The organism is Paenibacillus sp. BAC0078, from assembly GCF_054483875.1.
On record NZ_JBTLRW010000003.1, the window covers coordinates 579,249 to 604,682 of the forward strand.

The following is a 25,434-nucleotide window of genomic DNA, read 5'->3' on the forward strand; positions in this document are numbered from 1 at the left end:
TCGTTAAAAATTGATAATCACCTTCCCTTTCGGACGTCCATTTGCAACTACTTTTAACGCTTCATTTATTTCGCCTATAGTAAATTGTTTATGATGAAGTGGTGGAACAATGTTATTTTTTTCGATAATTTTAGTGATTTCTTTGAGTTGTTCCCCATCGGAGCGAACGAAGATAAAGCGATATTCAACACCTTGCTTCTTAGCTTTATTATCATATTTTGCACCAGCAAGAGAAAAAAGCTTTTGTTTCCACCAAGGAAATTTTTTATCCTCAGCGAAACGTTTATTGGGTCCTGTACGGAGAGAAAGCAATCTTCCGCCACGTTTAATGATTTTTAATTCATTATCAAATTCTTTGGCTCCTAAGGTATCAATCACATAATCCACATTCGACAATACGTCAACATATTTTTCCTTTGTGTAGTCCAGATACTGGTCTGCCCCAATTTCCGTAGTACGTTCGCGTGCTTGTGAATTGCCACTAACAATGACCCTGAGACCCATAGCCTTTGCAATTGGAACAGCCATTTGACCAAAGCTACCTGATCCACCAGGAATGAAAACTGATTGGCCTGATTTTGCCTCAAGTTCTTCATGCAAGCCTTGATACGCAGTGAGTCCAGTCAGTGCTGCTGCTGCGGCTTCCTCATAGGACAAGTTTTTAGGCTTTAGGGCTATTGCGGCAGCATCAATTGCAGCGTATTCTGCAAATGCACCAATTTTCTTCAGCGGTAGGCGTGTATAGATATCATCTCCTACGTTATAACCCTTCACATTTTTACCTACTTTTTCGATAACCCCTGCCAATTCATTACCAAGTGTCAACGGGAAATTATAATCTTGAACTAGTTTCACGCTACCTGTGATAATTAACATTTCGAGTGGATTGACGGCCGCAGCTTTGATCTTTACCAACACTTCATTGTCAGCAATTTCTGGAATAGGAATGTCATTGACTTGAGCATGGATTTCTTTTGAATACTTGGTGATTTGAGCTGCTTTCATAAATGTTTTCATTATTAGTTAACATCCTTCCGTTTGTTATACTCGTACAACTAAATTAACAAAGCAAATATCAGGTTTTTTACTAATAGATAAATTTATGGCGTACAATTTTTCAGTTGTACGCCATTCTTGAGCATTACTATAATTTTTAATTTCAATTTGAAGCCAATTACTTATCCCTGCTGATCTTCTAATTCGTTCAATGTAGGATAATCTGTATATCCCTTGCTCCCACCACCATAAAATGTTGCAGGATCTGCTTCATTTAATGAAGCACCTGCTTTAAGCCGTTCTACAAAGTCCGGATTAGCTAATGACCATACCCCAACAGGCGCCAGATCAGCAAGACCACTATCGATATCAACACCAATATTCTCCAGTCCCCGTCCAGCCCGATTGACTAACAACGGATTTGTCCATAAGGAACGAATGTCTTGGAGCAATTCATCGTTTCCTAGGTGCATAATATGAAGGTAGGCTAAATTCAATTTTGCTAATTGTTGCGTCAGGTAACGATAAAGATCAGGCCCTTGTTCACCATCTTGAATCCCGCCAAGAGGGGTCCCAGGCGAAATACGGAAGCCTGTTCTCTCTGGTCCAATCTCGTCAACGACGGCTTTGGCTACTTCAATCGCGAAGCGGGCACGATTTTCTATAGAGCCACCATATTCATCCGTCCGTTTATTGGAATTTTCTCCGATAAATTGGTTGATTAGATAACCATTTGCCCCATGAATTTCAACACCGTCAGCGCCTGCTGCAATAGCAGCCGCCGCAGCTTTACGATAATCTGCAATGGTTACTTGAATCTCTTCTTTACTCAACTCACGTGGCACAGGGATGTCCTGCATGCCTGCAGCCGTAAACGTTTCTACTCCTGGTGCAATTGCAGATGGTGCAACCGGCTGCCGATGATGTGGTGTATTGTCAGGGTGCGACACACGACCGGCATGCATTAATTGGATATAAATATACCCGCCTGCTTCATGCACGGCATCGGTAACCTTTTTCCACCCTTCAATATGCTTTTCCGTATAGATCCCAGGTGTCATTAAGTAACCTTGACCATCATCTGAAGGTTGTGCACCTTCCGTAATAAGAAGACCCAGGGATGCACGTTGAGCATAATAAAGTGCAGCCAACTCTCCTGGTGTACCATCTTCTTGCGCTCGACTGCGTGTCATTGGCGCCATCGCTAGTCGATGAGGCAATTCCATATTACCAATTTTCGTTTTGCTCCATAATTTCTCCACTTTTATTCCTCCCATTCAAATGAGTTGCACGAATGTGCAATTGGTTTTAGAATTCTGAAATTACCGGATAGATTTGCCCTCTTAAATTGAAATTATAGTTCTGGTCTACGATTCCTACCACTTCGTTGCTGTCGTAAAGGTCAACCATAAAACCCGCCATTTGCTTGGCAGTATGGTACTTGGGCATGTTGGCTTTGTAATCGTAATCTTCGACATCAATTGATTTTTTCACAAATTCAGTTTCCGTGATGGCTGGTGCTAAAATTTTCGCCTTTAACTTTGCACCTTTCAGTTCCAGCTCTTTGGCAAGCCCTTCAGTGAAGGCACTAACATAATATTTCGATGCAGAATAAGCAACACTGCCTACAGCGATAGCATATCCAAGTGCTGAGGATACGTTGATCAACTGTGTACCTTCTACATCAGCATAGTCTCTCACATATAGTGTAGAAAGAATGGTCAAGGATTCGATGTTAACACGCAGCATAGTCTCCACTTTTTCCAGCTTCTGATCAACAATAAGAGAGCCTTCTCCAAGTCCTGCATTATTAATCCATGTCTCGATTTCATATTTCTTCAAATCGTTATACAGGGTATAGGCCTGATCAGTAACCGAAAGGTCACTAGTCACAATAACAACGTCTAAATCAGAATTTACTTCTTGAATTTTTGATTTAAGTTCTTCTAATTTGTCCAATCTTCTGGCAACAATAATCAGGTTCTTACCCTTAGCTGCAAATGCCAATGCTGTCTCATAACCAATTCCTGAACTTGCTCCTGTAATAACTGTATACTTCATACGATTCTCTCCCTTGTTATAAAAATGAGAACGACCTTTAAAGAACGATCATTCTATTTAGGCGATGTAAATACGTTTAAATCTAGCCTGAACTAAGCATAGCATTTCTAGAACGATCAGTAAAGTATTTTATCAAAAATTATCAAAAGGAACGCACTTAAACTTTATACCTGATTCTTTTCGGGACAAATTACATCTTTCCCTTGATAAATTCTTCATGTTCAGAGACTGCTTCAAAATAAATAGATAACGAGATCAGTGGCTTGTTCTGTCTTGTGTAGACCTAACCATACGAGTCAACAATTTACGTGGCAGTAACCTTGGCATAAACGCCATCAGTCGGTTGCGAGCCCCTGGTATGATGATAGTATCTCCACGCAAAAAGCCTCGGTATCCTTCTTCAGCCACCCGGCCGGCATCCATGATTGCACCATTCTTTATCAATTTTGAATTCCCCATCCCCGAACGATCAACGAAGCCGGTGGACGTAACACCTGGACATAACGCCGTTACAGTCACTCCCGTGCCATTCAGTTCGTTTCCAAGTGCCTCGGTAAATGACAACACATAGGCTTTCGTTGCGTAGTATATGGACATCAAAGGTCCTGGAAAGAATGCTACTAATGAAGCAACATTCATCACGCCACCGTGACCTCTATTGACCATATCTGGCAGGAACAGCTTTGTCATAATTGTCAGGGCTTTAATATTAACATCAATCATATTCATTTCTTGTTCCAGGTTAGTCTCCAAAAATTCCCCATACAAGCCGAAGCCGGCATTATTGACAAGGTAGTCAACTACGATCCCTTTCTCCTTAAGTTCTGCAAAAATCTCCTCAGGTACACCATTCGATGCAACATCTTTGGCGATGACTATCGCATGGGTCCCATACTTCTTCTGATATTCCTTCGCAAGCTCCCAAAGTTTCCCCTCACTACGTGCCACTAAAACTAAATTGAAACCATCCTTGGCGAAACGGTCTGCTAGTTCTTTGCCAATTCCACCAGATACTCCTGTAATAAGTACAGTTTTTTTCATCTTGCATACTCACCTCTATTTTATTTGTATACATTAATCGCTTTGGAGTATTTTTAAAGTTGCATCGACTGTACTTTATGAGTTTTAGTATAGCCAAATTCATAAAAAATAATAGAACGAACATTCTAAAAATACAAAAAAATAAATAATATGTTCATTTTTCCAAAATCATCATTGACATATTGGCTATGCGCTGAAGTTTCTCTATGGGAATCGAAGTTCTTAACATACTTCTTAACCCGACTCCTACATTATGCAGATATTCTGCTAATTCCCCAGCATCGTAATCAGAAGTGAACTCACCTTCTTTCTGTCCCCAGAGAATGATATTCTTAAGGAGTTGCTCTGCTTTTGAGAACGCACAAGTAGATTTTTCGTTGACATCAGCATCACGCACAGCCAATTCTACTGCGGAATTTACCATTAGACAACCTGCTGGCGAGTTCTCTTCTCCATAGATCATGGTGCCAATAACAGAATGGAGTGCTTCCTTAGCATTTTGGGATCGTTTAACTCCTCTTGAAAGAGAATCACTGATTTTATTGTCATAACGATCCAACGCCATCAGAAAAAGTGAATGTTTGTCACCGAATGTGTCATATAAACTTCTGCGATGGATTCCCATATGCTTAACTAAGTCTGTCATAGAGGTCTTCTCGTAGCCCTGTTCCCAAAAAAGTTGCATCGCCTTATCCAATACCTCGATCTCATCAAACTCCTTACTTCTTGACATTTTAATTCCCTCCTTCAATTAATTTAACATATTGAGAACGATCAGTAAATAAAAAAACATATCAAGTATGTTTTTTACCACTCACCAGTATGCTCACACTCAATAATTCCTTTTCTCCTTTGCATTACACCTGCATATAAATTAATTCTTTTATCAGTCGAGTGAATAAGATAAGCATAAATGCATTACTTTTATCATCCACCTCATTTGTTTGAGTCGACGAAGAGCAGTAAAAAAAATCAAAACATAAAATCAAGCAGAAGTGCTTGATTTTATGTTTTATTATTAGAGATACTATATTAATGTACTACCCCTTGATTCTTCGCTTGTCAGCTCCTAACCAATCTGGAGTCCAGCCTTTTTCCACCGCATCCAAGGTCACACCTGGTGGAACAATCGTGTCTATTGCATCAAGTATATCGTTACTCAATCGGACATCGCTGCCCTTTAAAGTTTCACGAAGCTGCTCAATCGTTCTGGCACCAATGATTGATGCAGTTATGGATGGATGAGATTGCGTAAACGCCATGGCAAGATGCGGTAAAGTTAACCCTGCTTCGTCCGCAAGGACCTGAAGCTTCTCAATAGCTTCAAACTTGGACCGATTTTCTTCCCGGGTAGGATCAACAATAGATTTTAAGTTTCCTGCAAAAGTGGCTGCTCTTGAGTCAGAGGAAGATGCTTCTCCAAACTTATATTTACCAGTTAATAAACCACCTGAAAGTGGACTCCAAACCAAAACGCCTATTCCGTATTTCGCTGTAGCAGCAAGTAAATCGAATTCAATACTTCGGTTTAAAATGGAATACGGGGATTGCTCAGACACAAAACGCGATAAATTTTTACGTTCGCTAGTCCATTGTGCTTCAGTTACTTGCCATGCTTGAAAATTGGATGTACCAATATAGCGAATCTTCCCCTCCCTGACCAGATCCGTAAGCGCATCAAGCGTCTCTTCAATATCGGTATGCACATCTGGTACGTGTAGTTGATACAAATCAATATAATCGGTCTGAAGTCTTCTTAAACTATCCTCTACAGCTCGTTTAATCCAATATTTTGAGCTCCCATTTTGATTGGGTCCACTGCCCATGGGATGACCACCTTTAGTTGCCAGGAGCACATCATTTCTACGACCTTTTAATAGTTCGCCTACAATTTCTTCTGCTTGACCACTGGAGTAGACATCTGCAGTGTCGATTAGGTTGACTCCTGCAGCCAAAGCCTCGTCCACAATAGGTTCACACTCTTTCTTTGTATTATTTCCCCAAAAACCAAATGTTCCAGTACCTAATACAAAGCTACTTACTTTAAGACCTGTACTACCTAATACACGATATTCCATATTCACTTACTTCCTTTCGTTCAATATTATTATTTGGTTTCTTTTACACACGCCTAATTGATGTTATCTTTCTAACTTAGAACCTTCATAATACTTTTTGGATAAGTTTCTTCTGCAGCTTCTCCTTGCTCGTACAAGTTGTACCAAGCTTCCGCAACTTGATCCGGATCAAAGCCTGAACCCTTTTTAATTAAAGGACTAATAGATAAATGTCCAACAAATATACCCAAAGGAAGCAAACGTTCGTGTAAATTAAGGATATAGTTTCGCAAACCTGACATAGCAATACCTGTATTTCCAAATAGAGAGCTTGGGCTCATTGCGGAGAGATCGCTTGTAAATAAAAGTGCTCCTTCGCCTCGTTCAATCATTTCTGGAATGACTTCCCTAGCCGTGTTGATGGCCCCAATGACTACGTTGTTAAAAATTTGAAGAACATTCTCATCAGTTGTTTCAAGAACAGGGGTCACAGGAACACTTCCACTATGTGGGCTAAACTCTACAACATCAATTATGCCAAATGAGTTCTTTATTTGTTGAAAAGCCCTAGCAAGCTGCATTTTATTTGTAATATCAGCAGCAAAACCTTGGGCTTCAATCCCCAACTCTTTTAAACTGTCAGCGTATTGATCTAGTTTTTCCTGTGTTCTTGAGATCATAGCAATACGGAATCCGTGACGTCCAAATGTTTTAGCAAGTGAAAAGCCCAGACCCGGACCAGCACCAACTATAGCGATTGTTTTCATAATACTTTCCTCTTTTTCTAGGTATTTTAGCTAAGCATAGATTCCTTTCATGCTCATCTAGTGGGACCAGCATATGGCACTATCGTTTAGCTCTGTTCAATTAAAGAATGATCGTTCTAAAAAATGTTCACGTATCTACTCAAGATAAAAGTTGTACTATTTATTATTTCATATGGTTGCACAACTTATTCTTGCTTGTTCAGAATAACATATTTAGAACGTTCGGTAAAGAAAAGATTTTACTGTTCTTTTCTTCTCTCGCCTTAAGGTATTGTTACTTGAAGATTTATATTATCTTTCTCCCCCATTTCGGCCATATTCATAATATAACTTCTAAATGGAGTACCTTTGGGGGCATCTTTCCATAACTGATAACCTTCTGAGGAAAGCAATTCACGCATCTGTATAGGGTCTGCTCCTGATAAAAAAATCCGATTCATTAATCCAATTGTCTGCACCATGCTCTTTAAATCCGAATCACTGAAATTTTTGAATTCAGGTTTACTAGACAACATATTGAAATATTTAGATTGCCATAGAGCTTCAGAAGACTCAGTGCTAAAAAGATCAAATTGCAACAAGTTTGGATCAGTTGTTCCATATTCCCTGGCCCAAATATCTACATTTAATCGGTTGACAGAGTAATTGAATGTATGGTCTGACACAGAGTAATGCAAAGTTCCGAATAAATGAGGATAGACAGATAGCGCTCCTCCTGCAACATCATAAATAATTTTAGTGCCCTTATCATCAGTTGAGGCAATATCCTGTAAATGACTATGTCCACTAAATACAAGACTTACACCGGCACGTCGTAAAATATCCACTGTCTCACTACTATTATTAATAGTAAAGCCTTCTGACATCATCTCACTATGGGCAATCAAATTATGGTGCATAACAGCAATTAGTCTCGCCCCACTCTCAGAAGCCATCTTTCCGCACTTTAAAATCCAATTCAATGTAGAGCGAGAAAGTTTTCCGTCCAGTTGAGGATGCCCCAGCTTACTATTTTGGTCATATTGAGCAGTGTCTAGCATCAAAAGCCAAACATCTTCCGAAGGTTCAGCAAGGTAACTCAGGGAATTTGAATCGACAGAAAGTGCTTCTTTATAACCAAAATCACCATATATATGACGAAATTCTTTGGGGCCTATGCTATCAATCTTATACTGATTTTCTCCTTCAAATTTACGAGCCCAAGGATTGAGCACATCATGATTCCCAGGAACAACATATACGCGAGTCCCCCCACCTTCCATCTCTTTCAATCGCGTAGATAAGCCAAGATGGCTTTTTTTCTCACCATTATTGCTTAAATCACCACTAAAGAGCACTATGTCCGCTTCCCGATGTTGAACTTGATAGTCCAGAGCTTTTATTAATTCATCACTGTACATTAATTGTTTACCATCACCACTTGCAATAAACTGTTTAAAAGCATCTCCTCCATCGTTGATACTTTCAGAAAGATAATGCGTGTCTGTTGCAATGACAATTTCCAAATCTCTACCTGCAGGAATGGGATCTACCTGCTTTGGCTTCTCGTCTGATCCAACACAAGAGCTTATCACCACTAGAACTGTTATCAACAGACACATACCTACCACAGCCCTCTTATAACTTTTCTTCATTAGCTAGCCTCTTCATTGTATAGAATATCAATAATCTCAAATAAAATTAGGATTTAACTTCTATAACGCCAGTCACTATGCCCTTATCAGACTTGTCAAAAGTAGATTGATATTTATCATCAGCGAAATATATATTTCCTTCAATCGTCGCATTCACAATTGCAAAACCATTAGCTTCCACATAAACATCACCCACAAAAGTTCCACCCTGGATACGAGCATTTTCACTACGAATTGTTAGTCTAGGGGCAGTCAGAGAAAAAGAATTCGTAATATTGTGATCTGCATCCTGAGTATACAGGGCAATCTTCCGTGCTGGCGCATCTTTATTTAGTAAAACTTCCTTCAAGCACGAGTTCTTCTGAAAACGTCAAATCATTTAGCGTCGCAGCGATCCATGTTCCATCTTTACTAATCGCATGTTTAAAACCCTCCGAATCATTAACCACAGACGCCGAAGTTACTGCATCTGCTGTTTGATTGCTCTTCGTTCCTTGGCTTGATCCTCCATTATCTGCACTACAGCCAAGAGGCCACTTTTCGTTCTCATGTTGCTTTCCTCCCTCAAATAGTTACAATATAATATGTTAAAATATAATATAGAACAATCGGTAAAAAATTATTGTGATAATTTTCACCTTCAAAATTTTCTTAGTTAAAGTAATCTCAAAAATGGGTGCTATTCTCTGTTGTGGTAGCACTCATTTTGAAGCTATTACGAAGTTACCAACAACGTCAAGCAATACATTGGCTCCAGCGATCAAGTCTGACTCTGGTGTAAACTCAAGAGGATTATGGCTAATCCCACCGATACTTGGGACAAAGATCATGGCTCTGGACAAATACGGGCAATCATCTGAGCATCGTGCCCTGCCCCAGATGTCATTCGCTGTACGGACAAACCACGCTGGGTCGTTACACGCTCTATCAAGTCTACAATCGCAGCATCAAAAATGACGGGCTCAAATCGCACCATTCGCTCAACCGAGATCGTAATATCTTCAGTATCAGCGAGTTCTTTGAGGTAAAAGACCTTAGCTCTCCGTTGTTTATGCGGGTGCCAAGGCCTTTTACATTTTGTTATTCCATAGGCATTTCGTTAAAGAAAGCTACATCATCGACAGCCAGTCTCACCGTCGGATGACCGGGCTTCGTCGCCTTGCCGATGGCGATAAGCATAACAGGAGCGTACCTCTCCGGAATATCGAACGCTTCTACAAATTTAGCCTGGTCATAGCCGCCCATCGGGACCGTATCATAGCCTTTAGCGCGGGCGGCAAGCATGAGTTGCATCGATACTAGCCCGCCGTCGGTATATACTTTTTGGCGGATGGACTCGGGCGGCATGCTCGAATACATGCCGGTATAGCGTTCCACGAACGATTTGGCCGTCTCTGCAGACATGTAACCCGCACCGACCGCCATTCCGTAAATTTTCTCGGCCAATGTATAACACTCCAAATCTCCGAGTACCGCAATGACAGCCGAAGCCTCGACCACTTGCTGTTGATTGAATGCGATCGGAAGCAGCTTCTGCTTCAGCTCCTGCGAGTCGATCACGAGAAACCGCCACGGCTGCAGGTTAGCGGCCGAAGGAGCCAGCGTGGCTTGCCGCAATATTTCGGTCAATTCCTCCCGCGAAATCTTGATCTCGGGATCATAGCTACGAACCGACCGGCGTTCTCGAATAACATCAAAAAAAAGTTGGTGCTCCATCGTTTGTGACGGTTGTGAAACCGACATGGTTCTCTCCTCCTTTTGGAAAAGCGGCATTCAGCATATTATTTCAATACAACATTAGTTGCTTGAACAACACTTGTTGTATTTATATGCTATAATAACAACCGAATGGTACGCAATCATCAATAACCATAAACCGTTGTATAGACAACACCATTTCAATAATGTCGTTTTATTGGGGGGATCTTAACCATGACAATTAAAAAGAATGAAGCTGATCCTCGTGTGATCCGTACACGGCGACTCCTTCAAGACGCTTTTGCTTCATTAATTCAAGAAAAAGACTTTGAATCAATAACCGTTAGGGATATTACAGAGCGGGCTACTGTTAACAGAGCGACTTTTTATGCGCACTTTGTAGATAAATTCGAAATTCTTGAGGTCAAACTAATGGAAACATTTATGACAATCATAAATCGTAGAATAAGCGGTCATGAAGTATTAAATGAAGAAATAATTCAGAGTATTTTTCTGGGCGTATGCGATTTTCACAAGGGTCTAAGCACTATGTGCAAAAGAAGGTATAAATCGCTTGGACCTGCATTCGAAATTCAAATAAAGGAAAAAATTCAAACAATACTTCTTTCCTTTATAGACAAAGACAAGATGCTATCGAGTCCAAACGCGCAATTCTTAATAAATACAGCTTCTATCATGTTAAGTTGGGGGATGTATGGGGCGGCTTACGTTTGGAACAATGAGGGATGTCTAATAAGTGCGGAATCATTCGTTGAACAGACTATGCCCTTAGTGATGAATGGAGCCAAAGAACTGCTAGGATAGGTCCTGCCGCTAACTTGTCAGTTCTTTCAGCTTTCTCTTTGCTTTTGCTGCACAAAGAAAAAACGCCTCCACGTTTTTCATCTTCGTAGAGACGTTATGTTCAGTCAGTGAACATCAAAACCGTGTATCTATCAGGTTCAATTCAAGCAGCGCTTCTTTAATTCCGTCCCGGCTGGCCGGAATTGCACGGCCTCTCCACCATTCATTGAGTGCCGCGCGGTCTATTTTTCCTTTCTTGACAGGTATCCCAACTGGCACATGCTGCTTCGCATAGACTTGTCCAATCGCTGAAATGGAGACAGTCGCTTCATCCAGCTCAATCTCAGCCACGGGTTCATGTTTGTGCATGAGTGTGTAGGATGTATTCCAAGAATCCGCCTTACCGTTCACTCCATTTCTCGGTTCCCTTATTCTAATATTTCTATAATAGCAAGCCCGCGAAGATTTCGTAAATTCACTTAAACTAAGACTCTACGTCGTTGTACTAAAATATTTTATAATAAAACGCTTAAATATCTCTGAACTCTCTTTTCTATGGGCTGATTTACTTTCAATTATTCCATGATTAATAAAAATGGGCTGCCCGAAATCAAAAACTTGTAATTGGTTGGTTTGTAATTCCTGCTCAACGGAGCACTTTGGCACCAGTGCTATGCCAGCTCCGCCAATCACCGTTTGTTTAATCATTTCTAAGCTGGCGTATGCGATATTCCGAAAATCCAGTTTTCCATAGTCGACCAGCATTTTATTAGCCATGGCTTGGTATATGCAGTTATTTCCAAATCCAATGACTCGAACTTCATCTTACAGCAGCTTTTCTTGCGCTATCCGATTAGAAAAAATAAAAACAAACTCTTCCTGAAAAATCGGTGTATACTCGAATTTACTGATTTGCTGGTCAAAGGGAACGATTCCCAAATCAATTTTTGGTTTTTTTATTAAGCCACAGCTGACCACACTGCAAGCTCCGTCAATGCAACTATCCTCACCTCTTGATTGCTCCTTTTTCTCCAGCTCTTGTAGTACCTTCTTTGTCTATTCCTCTCAATCATTGTGATCCTACAACCGAATCAGTACCTTGCCAAACCGTCCTTCCTCCTGAACAACAACTTTGTCTGAAGGATAGGACTGCTCCAAATAATTGGCTACAATACTCCTATTCCGCTCATCCTCAGGCAGCCGGTGATGCCCAAGCCACGTCATCGCTTCCTGCAAAGCCATCTCTCCGGAGATCTCCCTCGTTTTCCCTTCCACAGTAACCAGCGTTTCGTAGGCATATCCTTTCAGATACAACAGGTGTAACAAGTAACCCATTTCGGTAAGTTTCGATTGATAGGAGTGACCGGTAATAAGCGGCCATATTTCTTTAACCAGACTGTGCTCCGTATGGAGAACCGGCATACTGATATAACAGAACTTTCGAGCACAATGGAGTACCTTCTCCACACTTTCCCAATTGTGAATGATTGGACTCATAGAGGCAAAGACGAGATCAAAAGCCTGGTTCCAGCCCTTAGACGCTACATCAATGTCTTCAAAAGGTTCGGGTACAATTTTCACTTGGTCTTCGGCGAAGTTTGAAATGTTTTCTTCCAGTAACTCGATCAGCGGGGGAGAGGTTTCTACTGCCGTTACATGAGCCCCCTTCTCTGCAAATGGCACCGAGAACACGCCTGACGCAGCGCCAATATCGAGCACTGAGGCGTTTTCGAATTGGACTCCTTGTCCTTCGAGCCAGCTCATAATTCGTTTGGTTCGTTCTCTTCCTTTTTTGTTAAACGATTGCTCGTTGAAGGTCTTGGCCTTATGGTCAAAAGATCGGGTAGGATCAATTCCACTCCTTTTCATCCTAGCGATTTTTAAATCGGACTCGTCTTTCCATACCTTTTCCCACATGGCTGCATTAAAAAAATCATCGTTCATATTTATTCCCCACGCTTTCCTAATGATTTAGAAATTTCCCTGTGAATGTCCTGATTCATCCTGCCAACTTTTCATTTTCTGGGGACTTCCCTTTACGGAGAAAAAGACCGATTCCTAACGCAATAATTGCGGCGATGACTCCAAACCAGAACGCATTATTGATGCCGGCTGCAAGTCCTTTGGTGATTTCTGACGAAGCTAGTGGATCACTTACTCCACTCAAGTACTGCTTCTGTCCTCCCGACATAATACTGATGTACAAAGCCGTACCTATTGCACCAGCCACCTGTTGAAGCGTGTTTAAGATCGCTGTCCCGTGCGGGTGCAGATTCCGTGGAAGCTGGTTAAGCCCCGTTGTCTGCGCAGGCATCATGACCAGTGCGATACCAATCATCAGCGCAATATGAACGGAGACGAGGAAACCCGTGCTTGTAGCTTCATTGAATCGGGTGAATTGCCACAACGAAATGACGGCAATAGTCAGCCCTGGAATGATCAGAATGCGAGGCCCGAACTTATCGAATAGCTTGCCTGAAATCGGAGCCATAACCCCGTTAACAATCCCACCAGGAAGGAGGATCAAACCGGACTTGAATGCTGTTATCATAAGTACACCCTGCATAAACATCGGAAGCATGATTGCCGATGAGAAAAATGTCATCATTAGCACAAATAGCAGCACAGCAACTAATGTAAACGTCGGGTAGCGGAATGCGCGTAAATCCATAATAGGCTGCTCTAATATAAGCTGTCTCCAGACAAACAGCACCAAGGCCACTCCGCCTACCGCGATCGTCCAGATGACTCCTGGAACCGCCCACCCATGTTCGCCAGCACTACTGAATCCGTAGACGATTCCACCGAACCCGATCGTTGACAACACGATAGATAAGAAATCTATTCGCGGTTTGGTGACCTCTGACACGTTTTTCAAGACAGCAGCTCCTACAAAAATGGAGATTAATGAAAACGGTATAACGAGGTAAAACAGCCAGCGCCATGAAAGTCCGTCTACGATTAACCCAGAGATAGTCGGGCCAACCGCCGGAGCAAACATAACAACGAGCCCTAACATCCCCATTGCGGCTCCCCGCTTTTCTGGCGGATAAATGGTCATAATAACATTCATGACAAGTGGTAGCAGCATCCCCGTTCCCACTGCTTGAATAATTCGGCCAATCAGCAATACACTGAATACCGGCGACACTGCGGAGATCACCGTACCAACAAAAAATAAACTCATTGCTGACAAGAATAACTGCCGGGTAGTGAACCACTGCTGCAGGGTTGCCGTTATCGGAACGAGCACACCAACGACGAGCATGTAGGCGGTGGAAAGCCACTGAACCGTCGCCGCAGATGCGTCAAACGACTTCATTAGTTGGGGGAGAGCATTACCCATTAGTGTTTCGTTCAAGGCGGCAACAAACATTCCGATGATCAGCGCAAGCATAATTGGACCGCGCTTGATGTTTTCTAAATCAATCATTTAATTTTCCTCCAGTTCTCTAAGTCCAGTCAGTTTTATACCGATAACGACTAATCAAAACCTTCACAGACTCATAATATCCATAATATAAGTACAAGAAGCTTATCACTTCTTGTTTGCCTCATGGTTACACTGTTTGAGCGCCTCATCCAATACCGATTGTATCGTTTGTTCCCGCAAATATTGGTATAGATGCTGTTCTGCACCGTTCATCACTTTCTCAATCAAGCAACCATTTGTCACCAAATTTTCCTGCTCTCGCTGCGTAACTTCATCTTCTGCTAATAACTGATGCTGCTGTGAACTTGAATTTGAGCATCTGAATAACTGCTGTCTTCCTTCAATTGCTTGAATCACATCAAGAAATGTAATCTGATCCGCCGGCCTTGCAAGCTCATATCCTCCATTCACCCCTGGCACCGCACGTAAGATTCCATCCTGCCTCAATTTGGATAACGTTTTAGATAAATAACTTTCGGAGACACTAAGCGTTGAGGATAATTCCTTAATGCCGACATTGTTGCAACGCTCCGAGTTTGCTAGATGAACCAAAGCGTGTAGGGCGTAATCTGTACTTTTGGAGAATTGCATGTTACCTCCTCTTGAAAACAATATAATAAATATGGATCTATATTATCCATAATAGATTATTTAACATCACTTTGCAATATTTTTTTGATGACTGCTGTCAATGCTGTTATGATTTTATTCCTCATGTCAGCTATGGGAATAACACAGCGGCTCAATTTCTTTATTTTGGCAATACCAATGATCTCGATTCTTGATCGCTTTAATTGGTCATTTTTAAAACATTTGCCCAAGCTCCCTCTGTTCCTTGGACACGACGTTCTCCAATATAACGCCTTCCCCCCACTACTTCTTGAAAGGACGGCCCGCAGCTATCCTCAAACCAATTCTCACCCTTCACATTCTCCAGCACCTTCCCATAACCGGCAAACCGCTCTAAAGCTGCATGATGATATCGTATAGATTCAGGCCATGATCCATCTGGATTCACACCAGTTGGGCCTTCAATATTGCATTCGCGTTGTTCAGCCAAGTATGCCGATTAGGAGAGTCCTCCAAAGACATCATCAGCATGCCTGTACCAGCGCACATGTCGGTCTGCCAATTACTGCAGCCCAACTTGTCTAAAGAACACAAACCTCGAAATTCTATAAACCAGTTGCTTCGCGAGCTTCAGTCTAATACTCTATTTTCTTCATACACCAGTTTGCAAGCCAATAATCAATTACAAGTATATCCCGGATCATTGTATTCCAAATATATCTTGCAGATAGTTATCAAGAATACGAAGGGGCTCGTGTAAAGCCTGGTTTGGAAACTTATGCGTTACCTTATAGCATATTCTTGGAGGCACAGAAACCGATAGTTTCTGGAGAACAAAATCTCCCATCCGCATCATATATTCGCCAATCGAAGCGGGCACGATCGTCCATTGTTTGGCGTCATTCAAAAAAGTAGTGATGAGTCCCGCTGTATCCAGATGAACACGGGATGGGCAAAGAGGATCCCACCACTGATCATGTCTGAATTGAAACTCTCTGTTCCAATTGATGAAGACTTCGTGTTGTGCCTCCAATTCTTCCATTTCAACCGTACCTTCAGCCTGACGTCCCGGCACAGCAAGACGCAGCAGCACCATTTCTTCCGTAAAAAACGGTTTAACCGTGACACTAGGCGACACGATTTCCCGCACCACAAATGCCACATCCATCTCGCGTCGCTCAATACTATCGAAAGCTTCCTGAGTATGCTGCGTACGAATTTGCAGACGGATTGACGGAGTATGCTGATTTAGCATTTTATACACAGGAGGCAAAACAAAATGACTTATACTTTCGGCAGCGCTTATGGCCAAACTTAACTGCGAACCGCTAGCCTGTAAGATTTGTGTTTCCCTCCAAAGAGCCTCCCATCGTTCCGCAATGCTAAAAAAGTTCTCCCCTTTTGGGGTCAGACTGATTTTGGATGCCCCTTTTCTCCGCTCAACCAAAAGGCCGCCCATTTCCTCCTCCAATGTCTTTAACCGGTAGCTTACCGTCGCTTGTGACAAGTGCAGCCATTCGGCCGCCTTGCTTATATTCTGGGTCCGTACAATAGCTAAAAATGCTTCAATCCCAGGAAAATACATAGAATATCCCCTCAATATATAGAAATACTTAATATAGTTCTCAAAATATTTGAGTTTTACACCATTGTTCTTCATATTTAAAATTATCATTAATCAAGACAAACAGCAACGAAGGGTGGTTTAACATGAAAATTCTTATAGTTGGTTATTTTAACGAAACCTCAAAATCAAATATTGCCAGATATTTTCCGCAAGATTGGAACGTAGTTATTGTCCCGCCCGGAAAAGAAATGCTGCATCATATTGAAGATTGCCAGGTCATAATCCCTGAACATATTAAAGTAGATTACAGCCTGCTTTCTACTGCAAAAAATTTAAAGTTGGTACAGACAGGTGCAGGATTTGATAATGTGGATATCCCTGCCTGCACACAACGTGGCATTTGGGTGGCCAATGCTGCAGGCGTGAATGCACAGGCAGTGGCTGAGCACGTCTTGGCACTGATCTTGTCTTATTATAAAAACATACCGTTTCTGGATGCGTTCATGAAAAACAGGATGGATGAACATCATTTGGACTATACCGGATGTGAATTAGAAGGTAAAACCATTGGGATTATCGGTTTGGGCGCTATCGGAAAAAAAGTAGCTGCGTTTTGCCGAGTGTTTGATATGAAGGTGCTGGCTTATAAGAGAAATCCCGTTGCACAATCGGACGGTTTTGTGAAAATGACGGATTTCGATACCCTTGTCAGCACATCGGACATCGTCAGTGTACACTTGCCCTTGAATCCGCAAACCAAGCAGTTGATCAACAAAACGGTATTCCAGAAAATGAAGAGTACCGCTTTGTTTATCAATACGGCCCGCGGCGGGATTGTCAACGAACGAGACTTGATTGATGCTCTAAAAAACGGGGATATTGCAGGCGCCTGCCTGGATGTGTTTGAAACTGAACCGCTTCCTTTGAACAGTGAGCTCCGGAATCTGGGTAATGTGATCCTTACGCCCCATACAGCAGGAATGCCTGATGGCCGGAAATTTCATAAAAAAAGATATGATTTTTTTGTCAATAATATAAAACGTGTAGAAAATGGTGAAGAGCCTGAAAGCAAGCTCAATCAGTTGTTATAGTTTTGATGCAATAAAAAAGAGCTGTCGGACGCAGATCCTTGCAACTGCGTGCTTCCCGATAATTCGGGCAGGGACGGATGATGCTGCCGTCAGGCTAATAGCCACACATTCCCACACCTGGTTTCCCCTAGATAATGAAAAGGGGAAACCTATGTCGTAGCCCTCCCTTTATGTCATAGATCACGTATCATTCACATCTAGACGATAAAAAGGAGGATGAAAGAATCGATAACTTTGATTGATTCTTGATCTTTTATACCTTCGTATTATTTACTTCAAGTGTGCTCCTTTCTCTATGGTGAGAACGAGCGAATGAGTGTGTCTTTTACCTAAATAAATTCAGAATACTTGTACAACTTCTTTAATATCTTCAATCTCTTCAAGAATTGCACGTTCAATAGCAGCCTTTAACGTAATCGTCGCACTTGGGCAACCGTTGCAAGCTCCCAAAAATCTTAATTTCGCTATACCGTTCTCAACTTCGACTAATTCAGCATCTCCACCGTCACGCAATAAGAAAGGACGTAGTTTTAGAAGCACTTCCGATACTTCATCGAATAAAATTCTATTATTCTCCATAATATTAGTTCCTCTCATTGTTTTATCAACATTCAATTTATGCCCTTCTCATTCTGGATCAACTAATTGATCCTTTGCTTTTTGTATAAGAGAGGCCTCTTGAGCTGAAAGTTCCATTAAAATTGTATAAACGGGATCTACAGGTATCATCACACCACAGCTTGCGCTCAATCCTAACATCATATTAAGGTAGAATTGAACTTTCTTTTTCTCGCGAGTAATTTGATCTAATTCTGAGATGTCCGACTTTTTTTTCTTCATTAAAATACACCTCGTACCTATTTAAGGTAAAACGGTTGATAATTAAAATAATGAATCAACCGATGCTTCCTTCCATCTCGAATTGAATCAGCCGATTCATTTCAACGGCATATTCCATCGGCAATTCTTTGGTAAACGGCTCAATAAAGCCCATTACAATCATTTGTGTGGCATCTTGTTCTGTAAGCCCGCGGCTCATTAAGTAAAACAATTGTTCCTCGGACACTTTGGATACTGTTGCCTCATGCTCCAAAGTAATCTGATCGTTTTTAATTTCATTGTACGGAATCGTATCTGATGTTGACAGGTTATCCAAAATCAACGTATCACACTTAATATTGGACTTGGATCCCGCGGAATCGCGGCTGAAGCTTGACAATCCCCGGTAGTTTACTTTGCCGCCCTGCTTGCTGATGGATTTGGATATAATCGTAGATGTTGTCTCGGGAGCAAGGTGAATGACCTTCGCGCCGGCATCTTGATGCTGATCTTTACCGGCTACGGCAATAGACAGGATGGACCCCTTGGCTCCCCTTCCTTTCAATATTACAGCCGGATACTTCATGGTTACCTTGGAGCCGATGTTGCCGTCCACCCATTCCATTGTGGCATTTTCCTCTGCCACAGCCCTTTGGGTTACCAAGTTGTAGATATTAGGCGCCCAATTCTGGATTGTCGTGTAACGGACACGGGAATCTTTCCGGCAAATAATTTCAATAACTCCGCTATGCAGAGAACTGGTACTATAAATAGGCGCTGTGCATCCTTCAACATAATGGATAAAACTACCCTCTTCGGCAATAATTAATGTCCGCTCGAATTGTCCCATATTTTCAGAATTAATACGGAAATATCCTTGTATAGGAACCTCACACTGAACACCCCTCGGGATGTATACAAAGCTGCCGCCGGACCAAACCGCACTGTTAAGCGCCGCAAATTTATTGTCGGCGGGAGGGATGATCGTTCCAAAATGTTGCTTGAACACTTCAGGATATTGCTTTAAAGCAGTATCCGTATCAAGGAACACAACGCCCTGATCCTCCAGTTCCTTCCGCATATTGTGATAGACTACTTCCGACTCGTATTGAGCGGATACGCCTGCCAGAAACTTTTGCTCCGCTTCAGGAATCCCTAGCTTGTCAAAGGTTGATTTAATCTCGGAGGGAACCTCCTCCCAAGTCTTTCCCTGTTTTTCGGAAGGACGAACGTAATATTGGATGTTATCAAGATTTAGTCCGGACAAATCCGCTCCCCACCCAGGCATCGGCATTTTGTAGAATTGCTTCAAAGCTTTCAGCCGAAAATCGAGCATCCACTCCGGCTCTTCCTTGATTCGGGAAATTTCTCGGACAATCTCTTCAGTCAGACCTTTTCCAGATTGAAAAATAGACTGGTGCTCATCGCGAAACCCATATTTATAGTCACCCATATCCGGCGCTTTTTTAGCCATTGTTATCGCTCCTTTTAACTTTCATAAGACTCACTTTGATTGGCTCTGATTCCCTATGATCTGCCAAGCTTTTTCTCCACTACATCCTGCAGGCGGCTACGCACTCCCTCCAGCGGGATCTCCGAAATGACAGGAGCGAGGAATCCGAAAATAACAAGATATTCGGCTTCACTCCGTGAGATCCCGCGCGACATCAGATAATAGATTTGTTCCGCATTTACTTGCCCCACGGATGCAGCATGACCGGCGGTTACATCATCCTCATCTATCAGCAGGATCGGATTGGCATCACCGCGCGCATTTGGACTTAACATCAGCACACGTTCTGTTTGCTGACCATCACAATGGGTTGCACCTTTTTCAATTTTTGTAATCCCGTTGATAATGGCCGTAGCTTCTTCACGCATTACTGCTCGTGTGATCATTTGACTCGCCGAGCTTCTGCCAAAATGCTGGGCTTGCGTAGTATAACTCAATTTCTGGTCCCCAGAGCCTATCGCAATTATCTTGGCGTCAGAGATGGCCCCGTTGCCCTGGAGCAATGTTTTGGTATCACTGGCGGTATAGCCATTATTCATCTCGCCGATAATCCATTCTACACCGCCATCCGCAAGCGCAACCGCACGCCGCTGGGTGAAATCCGTTGTTGCTGCAGCAAGCTGATGAACAGAAGCAACTTGCACCTTGGAGCCTGCCCCTGCAAACACCTCTACCACACCATTATGCAAAACCTTGATATCATCTCTGCTCGATATATAATGATCCACATAGCTGATCTTGCTGTTGTTACCAGCCACAATCAAGATGTGAGGAGCAAAAAGCGCCCCGCTCGTATCGCTATAAAAGATCGCTTGAATGGGAACTTCAACCTCTATACCATCTGGGACATATAGAAAAACGCCACCACTCCATAAAGCGCTGTGCACAGCAGACAATCTGTGCTCTTCCGGTTTTACAGCTTGGTCGAGGTAAGATTGCATCAATTCCTCATGCTCTCTCGCCGCAGTATGCAGATCAGTCAAAATCACACCTTGTGCGGCTAAATCTGCCGACAATTCTGTGTACACTACATCCGAATTGATCTGAACGATGAGTCCGCCTTCCACCGAAGAGGCAACCAAACCTCGAACAAGCTCCGGCGCATCTTCCAAACCTGAGCATGCATTCTCAGCTTTGTAATTACCACTTTCGTAGATATCCCATTTTTCAAGTTTGATTTTTTCCACTTTAGGCAGCTCCAGCGTCCCTGCCAGCTCGAGTGCCCGAATCCGGCGTTCAAGCAACCAGCGAGGTTCATCCTTAGCACTTGACCAAGCGCATAAAGCGTTCGCATTCATTGAAATTTTTGCTTGTATACCCACTTGCTTTTCCTCCTCTTCAGCTTTCAAACTTCCTCGCCTACCGTCTCATCCGTAATTCCAAGCTCCTCTTTTACCCAATCGTACCCTTCTGCCTCTAAACGGTGGGCAAGCTCCGGGCCACCAGATTTGACAATCCGACCTTGCATCATGACATGCACAAAATCTGGGGTAATATAGTTCAGCAGGCGCTGATAATGGGTAATGATGATAAATCCTCTGTCTGGACTGCGCAACTCATTTACACCATTGGCTACAATACGCAGTGCATCAATATCAAGCCCGGAATCTACTTCATCCAAAATCACAAACTTTGGTTCAAGCAGCATCATTTGCAAAATCTCATTCCGTTTTTTTTCGCCACCTGAGAATCCCTCATTTAAATAACGGTGCGCGAATTCTGGATTCATCTCCAGCCCCTTCATCTTGCTCTCCATTTCACGAACAAAACGGATTAAGGATATCTCCTCGCCTTCTTCACGTCGTGCATTAATGGCACTTCTGAGAAAATCCGAGTTCGTTACGCCGGCAATTTCACTTGGGTATTGCATAGCGAGGAACAAGCCTGCCCGGGCACGCTCATCCACCTCCATCTCCAGAAGGTCTTCATTGTCCAATGTCACCTTGCCGTCAGTAACCTCATATTTGGGATGCCCCATTAAAGCCGAAGCCAACGTACTTTTCCCCGTCCCATTAGGCCCCATAATCGCATGAATCTCTCCGCCATGGATTTCCAGCGTGAGCCCTTTTAAAATTTCTTTCCCTTCAATTTTTGCCCTCAATTCCTCAATCTTTAGCGTCGTCATTCTCCCATACTCCCCTTCCATAATTTTCTTCGGCACGCGCTAATAAATCACTCATAAATTTTCCAATAGTCTGCAGTTCAGCCTCTGTATAGGATTCAAAAAATTGATAAAATCTTTCCACTCTTTCTTCATGCAGTTTTTTATGCAAATGATAAACATGTCTACCCTTATCCGTTAAGCTAAAATAAATCTCCTTACGATTGTTATTTAACTGGCTTCTCATAATAAAGCCCGTTTCCAATAGCTTTGAACTAATATTTGTAATGCTTGCTTTGGACAAATCCATTTTTTTCACAATTCCGGTATGATTTATTGGTTCATGATCTCCTATGCAATCGATGACGTGTACACTAGTAATATTATTGGAAAGCATGTCAATCTGAAGCTTTTTGGCTTGCTCCCGAAAAGAGTTAATTTCGAGTTCAGTATACAATTCATTTAAATGCAGCATTTTGATATATTGCTCATAAAGATGACGTTTGAAATGATGCAGAAATTCCAATTGCACAATCTCTCCTCTCTTGTAGTAGTTGCAGATCAACTTTATTGTCCAATTTAGTACCTTGACCGTGTCAAATCTTTGGATTCATTTCATGCATGCCATGTAACAGGTCCACTTGAAGTTTATCCCAATCCCTAGATTTGCTTTGGTTAAGGTACTAGATTGTTATATTTTTGTTCAGTACTGAACAAAAATATAATAACATGAATGATAATGATAATCAATATCATTATAAAATTGCAGTGAGGATTAGACTCGATAAGATTTCCAATAAACTAATACTGAAAACTGCCTATAGACCTCCACCTTTGATTTTTTTGTTTAGAGGTTGCCTTTTTCGACTCTGATCAATTACAGAGGGAGATGGAGAATTATGACATTAAGGATTGGGGCTAATGACTTCTTAGAAAGAGCATTCAGCAGTTATGTTATTGCCTACCTCCAATCATTGATGCACATACAGCAATTAGATACGAAAACATACTTCAATAGCTGATAATGCAAAGGTAACCACTTCATTGAATGATAACAAACGGCTATTTGCAGACTACATGTTACAGTGGCTGGAGATGATGAAGAACAGTATTGAGCTTATTACTTACATCTCCTATTCACACGCTGTTAAAGGCCGTGTAGAGCCTTATTTCCGAGAAAAGGGGAACTTGCTTGAAGACTTGACTACAGAGGATATCCAGACCTTCTACACGCATGAAATGAATGTTCGTGGTGTGAGTGCTAATACCGTAATTCATTATCATGCGAACATTCGTAAAGCCCTTCAGTATGCCGTAAAGATAAAGCTGATTGTGACAAATCCTGCTGATCTGGTGGAACGTCCTAAAAAGAACACTTGCGTAGCAAGTTTTTACAATGCCGAGGAGCTAAACCAACTCTTGGCCGTAATTCGCGGTGAAAAAATAGAACTTGCTGTTATTCTCGCTTCTTACGGCAAATTCATTGAGATTGAAAGCGACCGCCCGAAGAACAAAGCTAGTCATCGCACACTGCCACTGGTGGACACGTTCTTTGACCTTCTAATCCGAATGAAGAACAGCAAGAGGTTTATCGCTTTTCTTATGGCAGCAGCTACTGCACCGACTATATGGAGTACATTTATGTAAATGAATTAGGGCAGCGCATAAAACCAGGCTACATTACGCAGAATTTCCCTATTCTGCTGAAAAAACACGGGTTTAGGCATATCCGGTATCACGATCTCCGTCATAGCTGTGCCAGTCTGTTGCTTGCCAGCGGTATAAGCATGAAGGAAGTCCAGGAATGGCTAGGCCACAGTGACTATGCAACAACAGCCAACATTTTTTCTCACTTGGAGTACAACACCAAGATATCTTCAGCTCAAATAATGAGTGGGGTACTAAATCTAAAATAAAAAAAGCCCATTAGAGAATTTCTCCAATGAACTCTTTTAGCTATACCGGCGAGAGGACTCGAACCTCCACGGTTTCCCACTCGATTTTGAGTCGAGCGCGTCTGCCATTCCGCCACGCCGGCAAAATATAATGTTATGCTATAAATGGCGCGCCCTGAGAGATTCGAACTCCCGACCTTTTGATTCGTAGTCAAACGCTCTATCCAGCTGAGCTAAGGGCGCAAATTATGGAGCGGACGACGGGAATCGAACCCGCGACCCTCGCCTTGGCAAGGCGATGCTCTACCGCTGAGCCACGTCCGCATACGGTATGTAAAGAAAGATTACGAACCCTGATGGATTCTCATCCCTGAAGCAATATACTGATGGCGGAACCGACGGGATTCGAACCCGCGATCTCCTGCGTGACAGGCAGGCATGTTAGGCCAACTACACCACGGTTCCAAGATAAGTACTTCTAAGGTACCTTTGGGGATATATTGCGGGGGCAGGATTTGAACCTGCGGCCTTCGGGTTATGAGCCCGACGAGCTACCGGGCTGCTCCACCCCGCGTCAGTAAAAAGGATTATGCAATTTGTTAACTCATATGGTGGAGGCTGAGGGGTTCGAACCCCCGACCCTCTGCTTGTAAGGCAGATGCTCTCCCAGCTGAGCTAAGCCTCCGTTAAAAGAAGCAACTTAATGAGTTTAGCATATTATTCCGATAAATGCAATTATTATTTGTTAAGATAGTGGTGACTCGTATGGGATTCGAACCCATGTTACCTCCGTGAAAGGGAGGTGTCTTAACCCCTTGACCAACGAGCCACATTAATATTTATTTCGACAACAAAAAATATTATATCAAACTTCAAGAAAAATAGCAATATAAGTTTGTTTTTTTTATAATATAGCAGGAAAAAGCTTCTTCCACTCCAGATACTACCAAATACTCCTAACGCAAAAGATATGCTTGCAAACAAAAGGCCACTGCTGATTATTTCAACAGTGGCCTCTGTGCTTGGCGGCGTCCTACTCTCCCAGGACCCTTCGGTCCAAGTACCATCGGCGCTGGAGGGCTTAACGGTCGTGTTCGGGATGGGTACGCGTGGAACCCCTCCGCTATCGCCACCAAACGTGCGCTTGTGGAACAAGCGCCGAGCGTCACATTCGGTCGTTTACGGCTGTGCCGATGAATGTGTGCGCAAGTGATTGTTCAGGCTTGATCGCCTGAAAACTGAATCCGAAACGAAGATGCGTTATAGTTCTTTGGATAAGCCCTCGACCGATTAGTATTGGTCAGCTCCACACGTTACCGTGCTTCCACCTCCAACCTATCTACCTCGTCGTCTTCAAGGGGTCTTACATACTGGGAAATCTCATCTT

Annotated in this window: 26 protein-coding genes, 7 tRNA genes and 2 rRNA genes; 4 read left to right on the forward strand and 31 right to left on the reverse strand. The window is 42.5% G+C overall.

Features of this window, described 5'->3' with window-relative positions; translation table 11 throughout:
• Positions 1-3 precede the first annotated feature (3 nt).
• The 10 genes from ACX1DY_RS09230 to ACX1DY_RS09275 form a co-directional block, all read right to left on the reverse strand.
• Positions 4-1,017 (reverse strand): NADP-dependent oxidoreductase, encoded by a 1,014-nt coding sequence (locus ACX1DY_RS09230; protein WP_458963878.1) that lies wholly within the window; start codon positions 1,015-1,017, stop codon positions 4-6.
• A gap of 161 nt (positions 1,018-1,178) precedes the next feature.
• Entirely contained in the window at positions 1,179-2,258 is a 1,080-nt protein-coding gene (locus ACX1DY_RS09235; protein WP_458963879.1) for an alkene reductase, read from the reverse strand.
• 46 nt (positions 2,259-2,304) lie between these two features.
• Positions 2,305-3,057: an SDR family NAD(P)-dependent oxidoreductase gene (locus tag ACX1DY_RS09240; protein WP_458963880.1), complete on the reverse strand. Its 753-nt coding sequence runs from the start codon at positions 3,055-3,057 to the stop codon at positions 2,305-2,307.
• Between the two features lie 255 nt (positions 3,058-3,312).
• Complete coding sequence (locus ACX1DY_RS09245; RefSeq protein WP_458963881.1) at positions 3,313-4,098, reverse strand: SDR family NAD(P)-dependent oxidoreductase; 786 nt, start codon at positions 4,096-4,098, stop codon at positions 3,313-3,315.
• A gap of 154 nt (positions 4,099-4,252) precedes the next feature.
• Entirely contained in the window at positions 4,253-4,831 is a 579-nt protein-coding gene (locus ACX1DY_RS09250; protein ID WP_458963882.1) for a TetR/AcrR family transcriptional regulator, read from the reverse strand.
• A 307-nt stretch (positions 4,832-5,138) separates the two neighbouring features.
• Positions 5,139-6,176 carry an aldo/keto reductase gene (locus ACX1DY_RS09255; RefSeq protein ID WP_458963883.1) on the reverse strand — a complete coding sequence of 346 codons (1,038 nt, stop codon included), beginning with the start codon at positions 6,174-6,176 and terminating at the stop codon, positions 5,139-5,141.
• Between the two features lie 71 nt (positions 6,177-6,247).
• Positions 6,248-6,922: an SDR family NAD(P)-dependent oxidoreductase gene (locus tag ACX1DY_RS09260; RefSeq protein WP_458963884.1), complete on the reverse strand. Its 675-nt coding sequence runs from the start codon at positions 6,920-6,922 to the stop codon at positions 6,248-6,250.
• Between the two features lie 263 nt (positions 6,923-7,185).
• Positions 7,186-8,556, reverse strand: coding sequence for a metallophosphoesterase (locus ACX1DY_RS09265; RefSeq protein ID WP_458963885.1), 1,371 nt, complete (start codon positions 8,554-8,556; stop codon positions 7,186-7,188).
• A gap of 46 nt (positions 8,557-8,602) precedes the next feature.
• Entirely contained in the window at positions 8,603-8,905 is a 303-nt protein-coding gene (locus ACX1DY_RS09270; RefSeq protein ID WP_458963886.1) for a hypothetical protein, read from the reverse strand.
• A gap of 731 nt (positions 8,906-9,636) precedes the next feature.
• Positions 9,637-10,299 carry a nitroreductase family protein gene (locus ACX1DY_RS09275; protein WP_458963887.1) on the reverse strand — a complete coding sequence of 221 codons (663 nt, stop codon included), beginning with the start codon at positions 10,297-10,299 and terminating at the stop codon, positions 9,637-9,639.
• Between the two features lie 189 nt (positions 10,300-10,488).
• Here ACX1DY_RS09275 and ACX1DY_RS09280 point away from each other — a divergent pair, with 189 nt between their 5' ends.
• Positions 10,489-11,079, forward strand: coding sequence for a TetR/AcrR family transcriptional regulator (locus ACX1DY_RS09280; protein WP_458963888.1), 591 nt, complete (start codon positions 10,489-10,491; stop codon positions 11,077-11,079).
• 114 nt (positions 11,080-11,193) lie between these two features.
• Here ACX1DY_RS09280 and ACX1DY_RS09285 read toward each other — a convergent pair whose 3' ends face one another.
• From ACX1DY_RS09285 to ACX1DY_RS09310, 6 genes are all read right to left on the reverse strand, one after another.
• Positions 11,194-11,469 (reverse strand): hypothetical protein, encoded by a 276-nt coding sequence (locus tag ACX1DY_RS09285; protein WP_458963889.1) that lies wholly within the window; start codon positions 11,467-11,469, stop codon positions 11,194-11,196.
• Between the two features lie 81 nt (positions 11,470-11,550).
• Entirely contained in the window at positions 11,551-11,835 is a 285-nt protein-coding gene (locus tag ACX1DY_RS09290; RefSeq protein ID WP_458963890.1) for a hypothetical protein, read from the reverse strand.
• A 303-nt stretch (positions 11,836-12,138) separates the two neighbouring features.
• Positions 12,139-13,002, reverse strand: a complete 864-nt coding sequence (locus ACX1DY_RS09295; protein WP_458963891.1) for a class I SAM-dependent methyltransferase — start codon at positions 13,000-13,002, stop codon at positions 12,139-12,141.
• Positions 13,003-13,057: 55 nt separating this feature from the next.
• A complete protein-coding gene (locus ACX1DY_RS09300) occupies positions 13,058-14,491 on the reverse strand; it encodes an MDR family MFS transporter (protein WP_458963892.1) in 1,434 nt (477 codons plus the stop codon).
• A 105-nt stretch (positions 14,492-14,596) separates the two neighbouring features.
• A complete protein-coding gene (locus ACX1DY_RS09305) occupies positions 14,597-15,082 on the reverse strand; it encodes an RrF2 family transcriptional regulator (protein WP_458963893.1) in 486 nt (161 codons plus the stop codon).
• A gap of 679 nt (positions 15,083-15,761) precedes the next feature.
• The gene (locus tag ACX1DY_RS09310; protein WP_458963894.1) at positions 15,762-16,721 is read right to left on the reverse strand and encodes a LysR family transcriptional regulator; all 960 of its coding nucleotides are present in this window, start codon (positions 16,719-16,721) and stop codon (positions 15,762-15,764) included.
• A gap of 50 nt (positions 16,722-16,771) precedes the next feature.
• Here ACX1DY_RS09310 and ACX1DY_RS09315 point away from each other — a divergent pair, with 50 nt between their 5' ends.
• On the forward strand, positions 16,772-17,719 hold the full coding sequence (locus tag ACX1DY_RS09315) for an NAD(P)-dependent oxidoreductase (RefSeq protein ID WP_458963895.1): 948 nt from the start codon (positions 16,772-16,774) through the stop codon (positions 17,717-17,719).
• A 339-nt stretch (positions 17,720-18,058) separates the two neighbouring features.
• Here ACX1DY_RS09315 and ACX1DY_RS09320 read toward each other — a convergent pair whose 3' ends face one another.
• Genes ACX1DY_RS09320 through ACX1DY_RS09345 form a run of 6 tightly spaced genes read right to left on the reverse strand, consistent with a single transcriptional unit; the run spans position 18,059 to position 22,684 of the window.
• Positions 18,059-18,298, reverse strand: a complete 240-nt coding sequence (locus tag ACX1DY_RS09320) for a NifU family protein (RefSeq protein ID WP_458963935.1) — start codon at positions 18,296-18,298, stop codon at positions 18,059-18,061.
• Between the two features lie 48 nt (positions 18,299-18,346).
• On the reverse strand, positions 18,347-18,559 hold the full coding sequence (locus tag ACX1DY_RS09325; protein WP_458963896.1) for a hypothetical protein: 213 nt from the start codon (positions 18,557-18,559) through the stop codon (positions 18,347-18,349).
• Between the two features lie 55 nt (positions 18,560-18,614).
• Positions 18,615-20,012, reverse strand: a complete 1,398-nt coding sequence (sufB, locus tag ACX1DY_RS09330) for a Fe-S cluster assembly protein SufB (RefSeq protein WP_458963897.1) — start codon at positions 20,010-20,012, stop codon at positions 18,615-18,617.
• Between the two features lie 53 nt (positions 20,013-20,065).
• Positions 20,066-21,373, reverse strand: coding sequence for a Fe-S cluster assembly protein SufD (gene sufD, locus ACX1DY_RS09335; RefSeq protein ID WP_458963898.1), 1,308 nt, complete (start codon positions 21,371-21,373; stop codon positions 20,066-20,068).
• 23 nt (positions 21,374-21,396) lie between these two features.
• Positions 21,397-22,176 (reverse strand): Fe-S cluster assembly ATPase SufC, encoded by a 780-nt coding sequence (gene sufC / locus ACX1DY_RS09340; protein WP_458963899.1) that lies wholly within the window; start codon positions 22,174-22,176, stop codon positions 21,397-21,399.
• A complete protein-coding gene (locus ACX1DY_RS09345) occupies positions 22,157-22,684 on the reverse strand; it encodes a MarR family transcriptional regulator (protein WP_458963900.1) in 528 nt (175 codons plus the stop codon). The genes sufC and ACX1DY_RS09345 overlap by 20 nt, the downstream gene beginning before the upstream one ends.
• A gap of 512 nt (positions 22,685-23,196) precedes the next feature.
• Here ACX1DY_RS09345 and ACX1DY_RS09350 point away from each other — a divergent pair.
• The gene (locus ACX1DY_RS09350; protein WP_458963901.1) at positions 23,197-23,799 is read left to right on the forward strand and encodes a tyrosine-type recombinase/integrase; all 603 of its coding nucleotides are present in this window, start codon (positions 23,197-23,199) and stop codon (positions 23,797-23,799) included.
• On the forward strand, positions 23,781-24,068 hold the full coding sequence (locus ACX1DY_RS09355) for a tyrosine-type recombinase/integrase (protein WP_458963902.1): 288 nt from the start codon (positions 23,781-23,783) through the stop codon (positions 24,066-24,068). Before ACX1DY_RS09350 ends, ACX1DY_RS09355 begins: the two co-directional genes overlap by 19 nt.
• A 43-nt stretch (positions 24,069-24,111) precedes the next feature.
• On the opposite strand, the gene ACX1DY_RS09360 is transcribed toward ACX1DY_RS09355, so the two are convergent.
• From ACX1DY_RS09360 to ACX1DY_RS09400, 9 genes are all read right to left on the reverse strand, one after another.
• A tRNA-Leu gene (locus ACX1DY_RS09360) sits at positions 24,112-24,190 on the reverse strand.
• 23 nt (positions 24,191-24,213) lie between these two features.
• A tRNA-Arg gene (locus tag ACX1DY_RS09365) sits at positions 24,214-24,290 on the reverse strand.
• A gap of 6 nt (positions 24,291-24,296) precedes the next feature.
• Positions 24,297-24,371: transfer RNA gene (locus ACX1DY_RS09370), tRNA-Gly, on the reverse strand.
• A gap of 63 nt (positions 24,372-24,434) precedes the next feature.
• Positions 24,435-24,512: transfer RNA gene (locus ACX1DY_RS09375), tRNA-Asp, on the reverse strand.
• Positions 24,513-24,547: 35 nt separating this feature from the next.
• A tRNA-Met gene (locus tag ACX1DY_RS09380) sits at positions 24,548-24,621 on the reverse strand.
• 35 nt (positions 24,622-24,656) lie between these two features.
• Positions 24,657-24,732: transfer RNA gene (locus ACX1DY_RS09385), tRNA-Val, on the reverse strand.
• A 69-nt stretch (positions 24,733-24,801) separates the two neighbouring features.
• Positions 24,802-24,876: transfer RNA gene (locus tag ACX1DY_RS09390), tRNA-Glu, on the reverse strand.
• Between the two features lie 191 nt (positions 24,877-25,067).
• A 5S ribosomal RNA gene (gene rrf / locus ACX1DY_RS09395) occupies positions 25,068-25,184 on the reverse strand.
• Positions 25,185-25,317: 133 nt separating this feature from the next.
• Positions 25,318-25,434, reverse strand: a 23S ribosomal RNA gene (locus ACX1DY_RS09400); the annotation flags it as partial.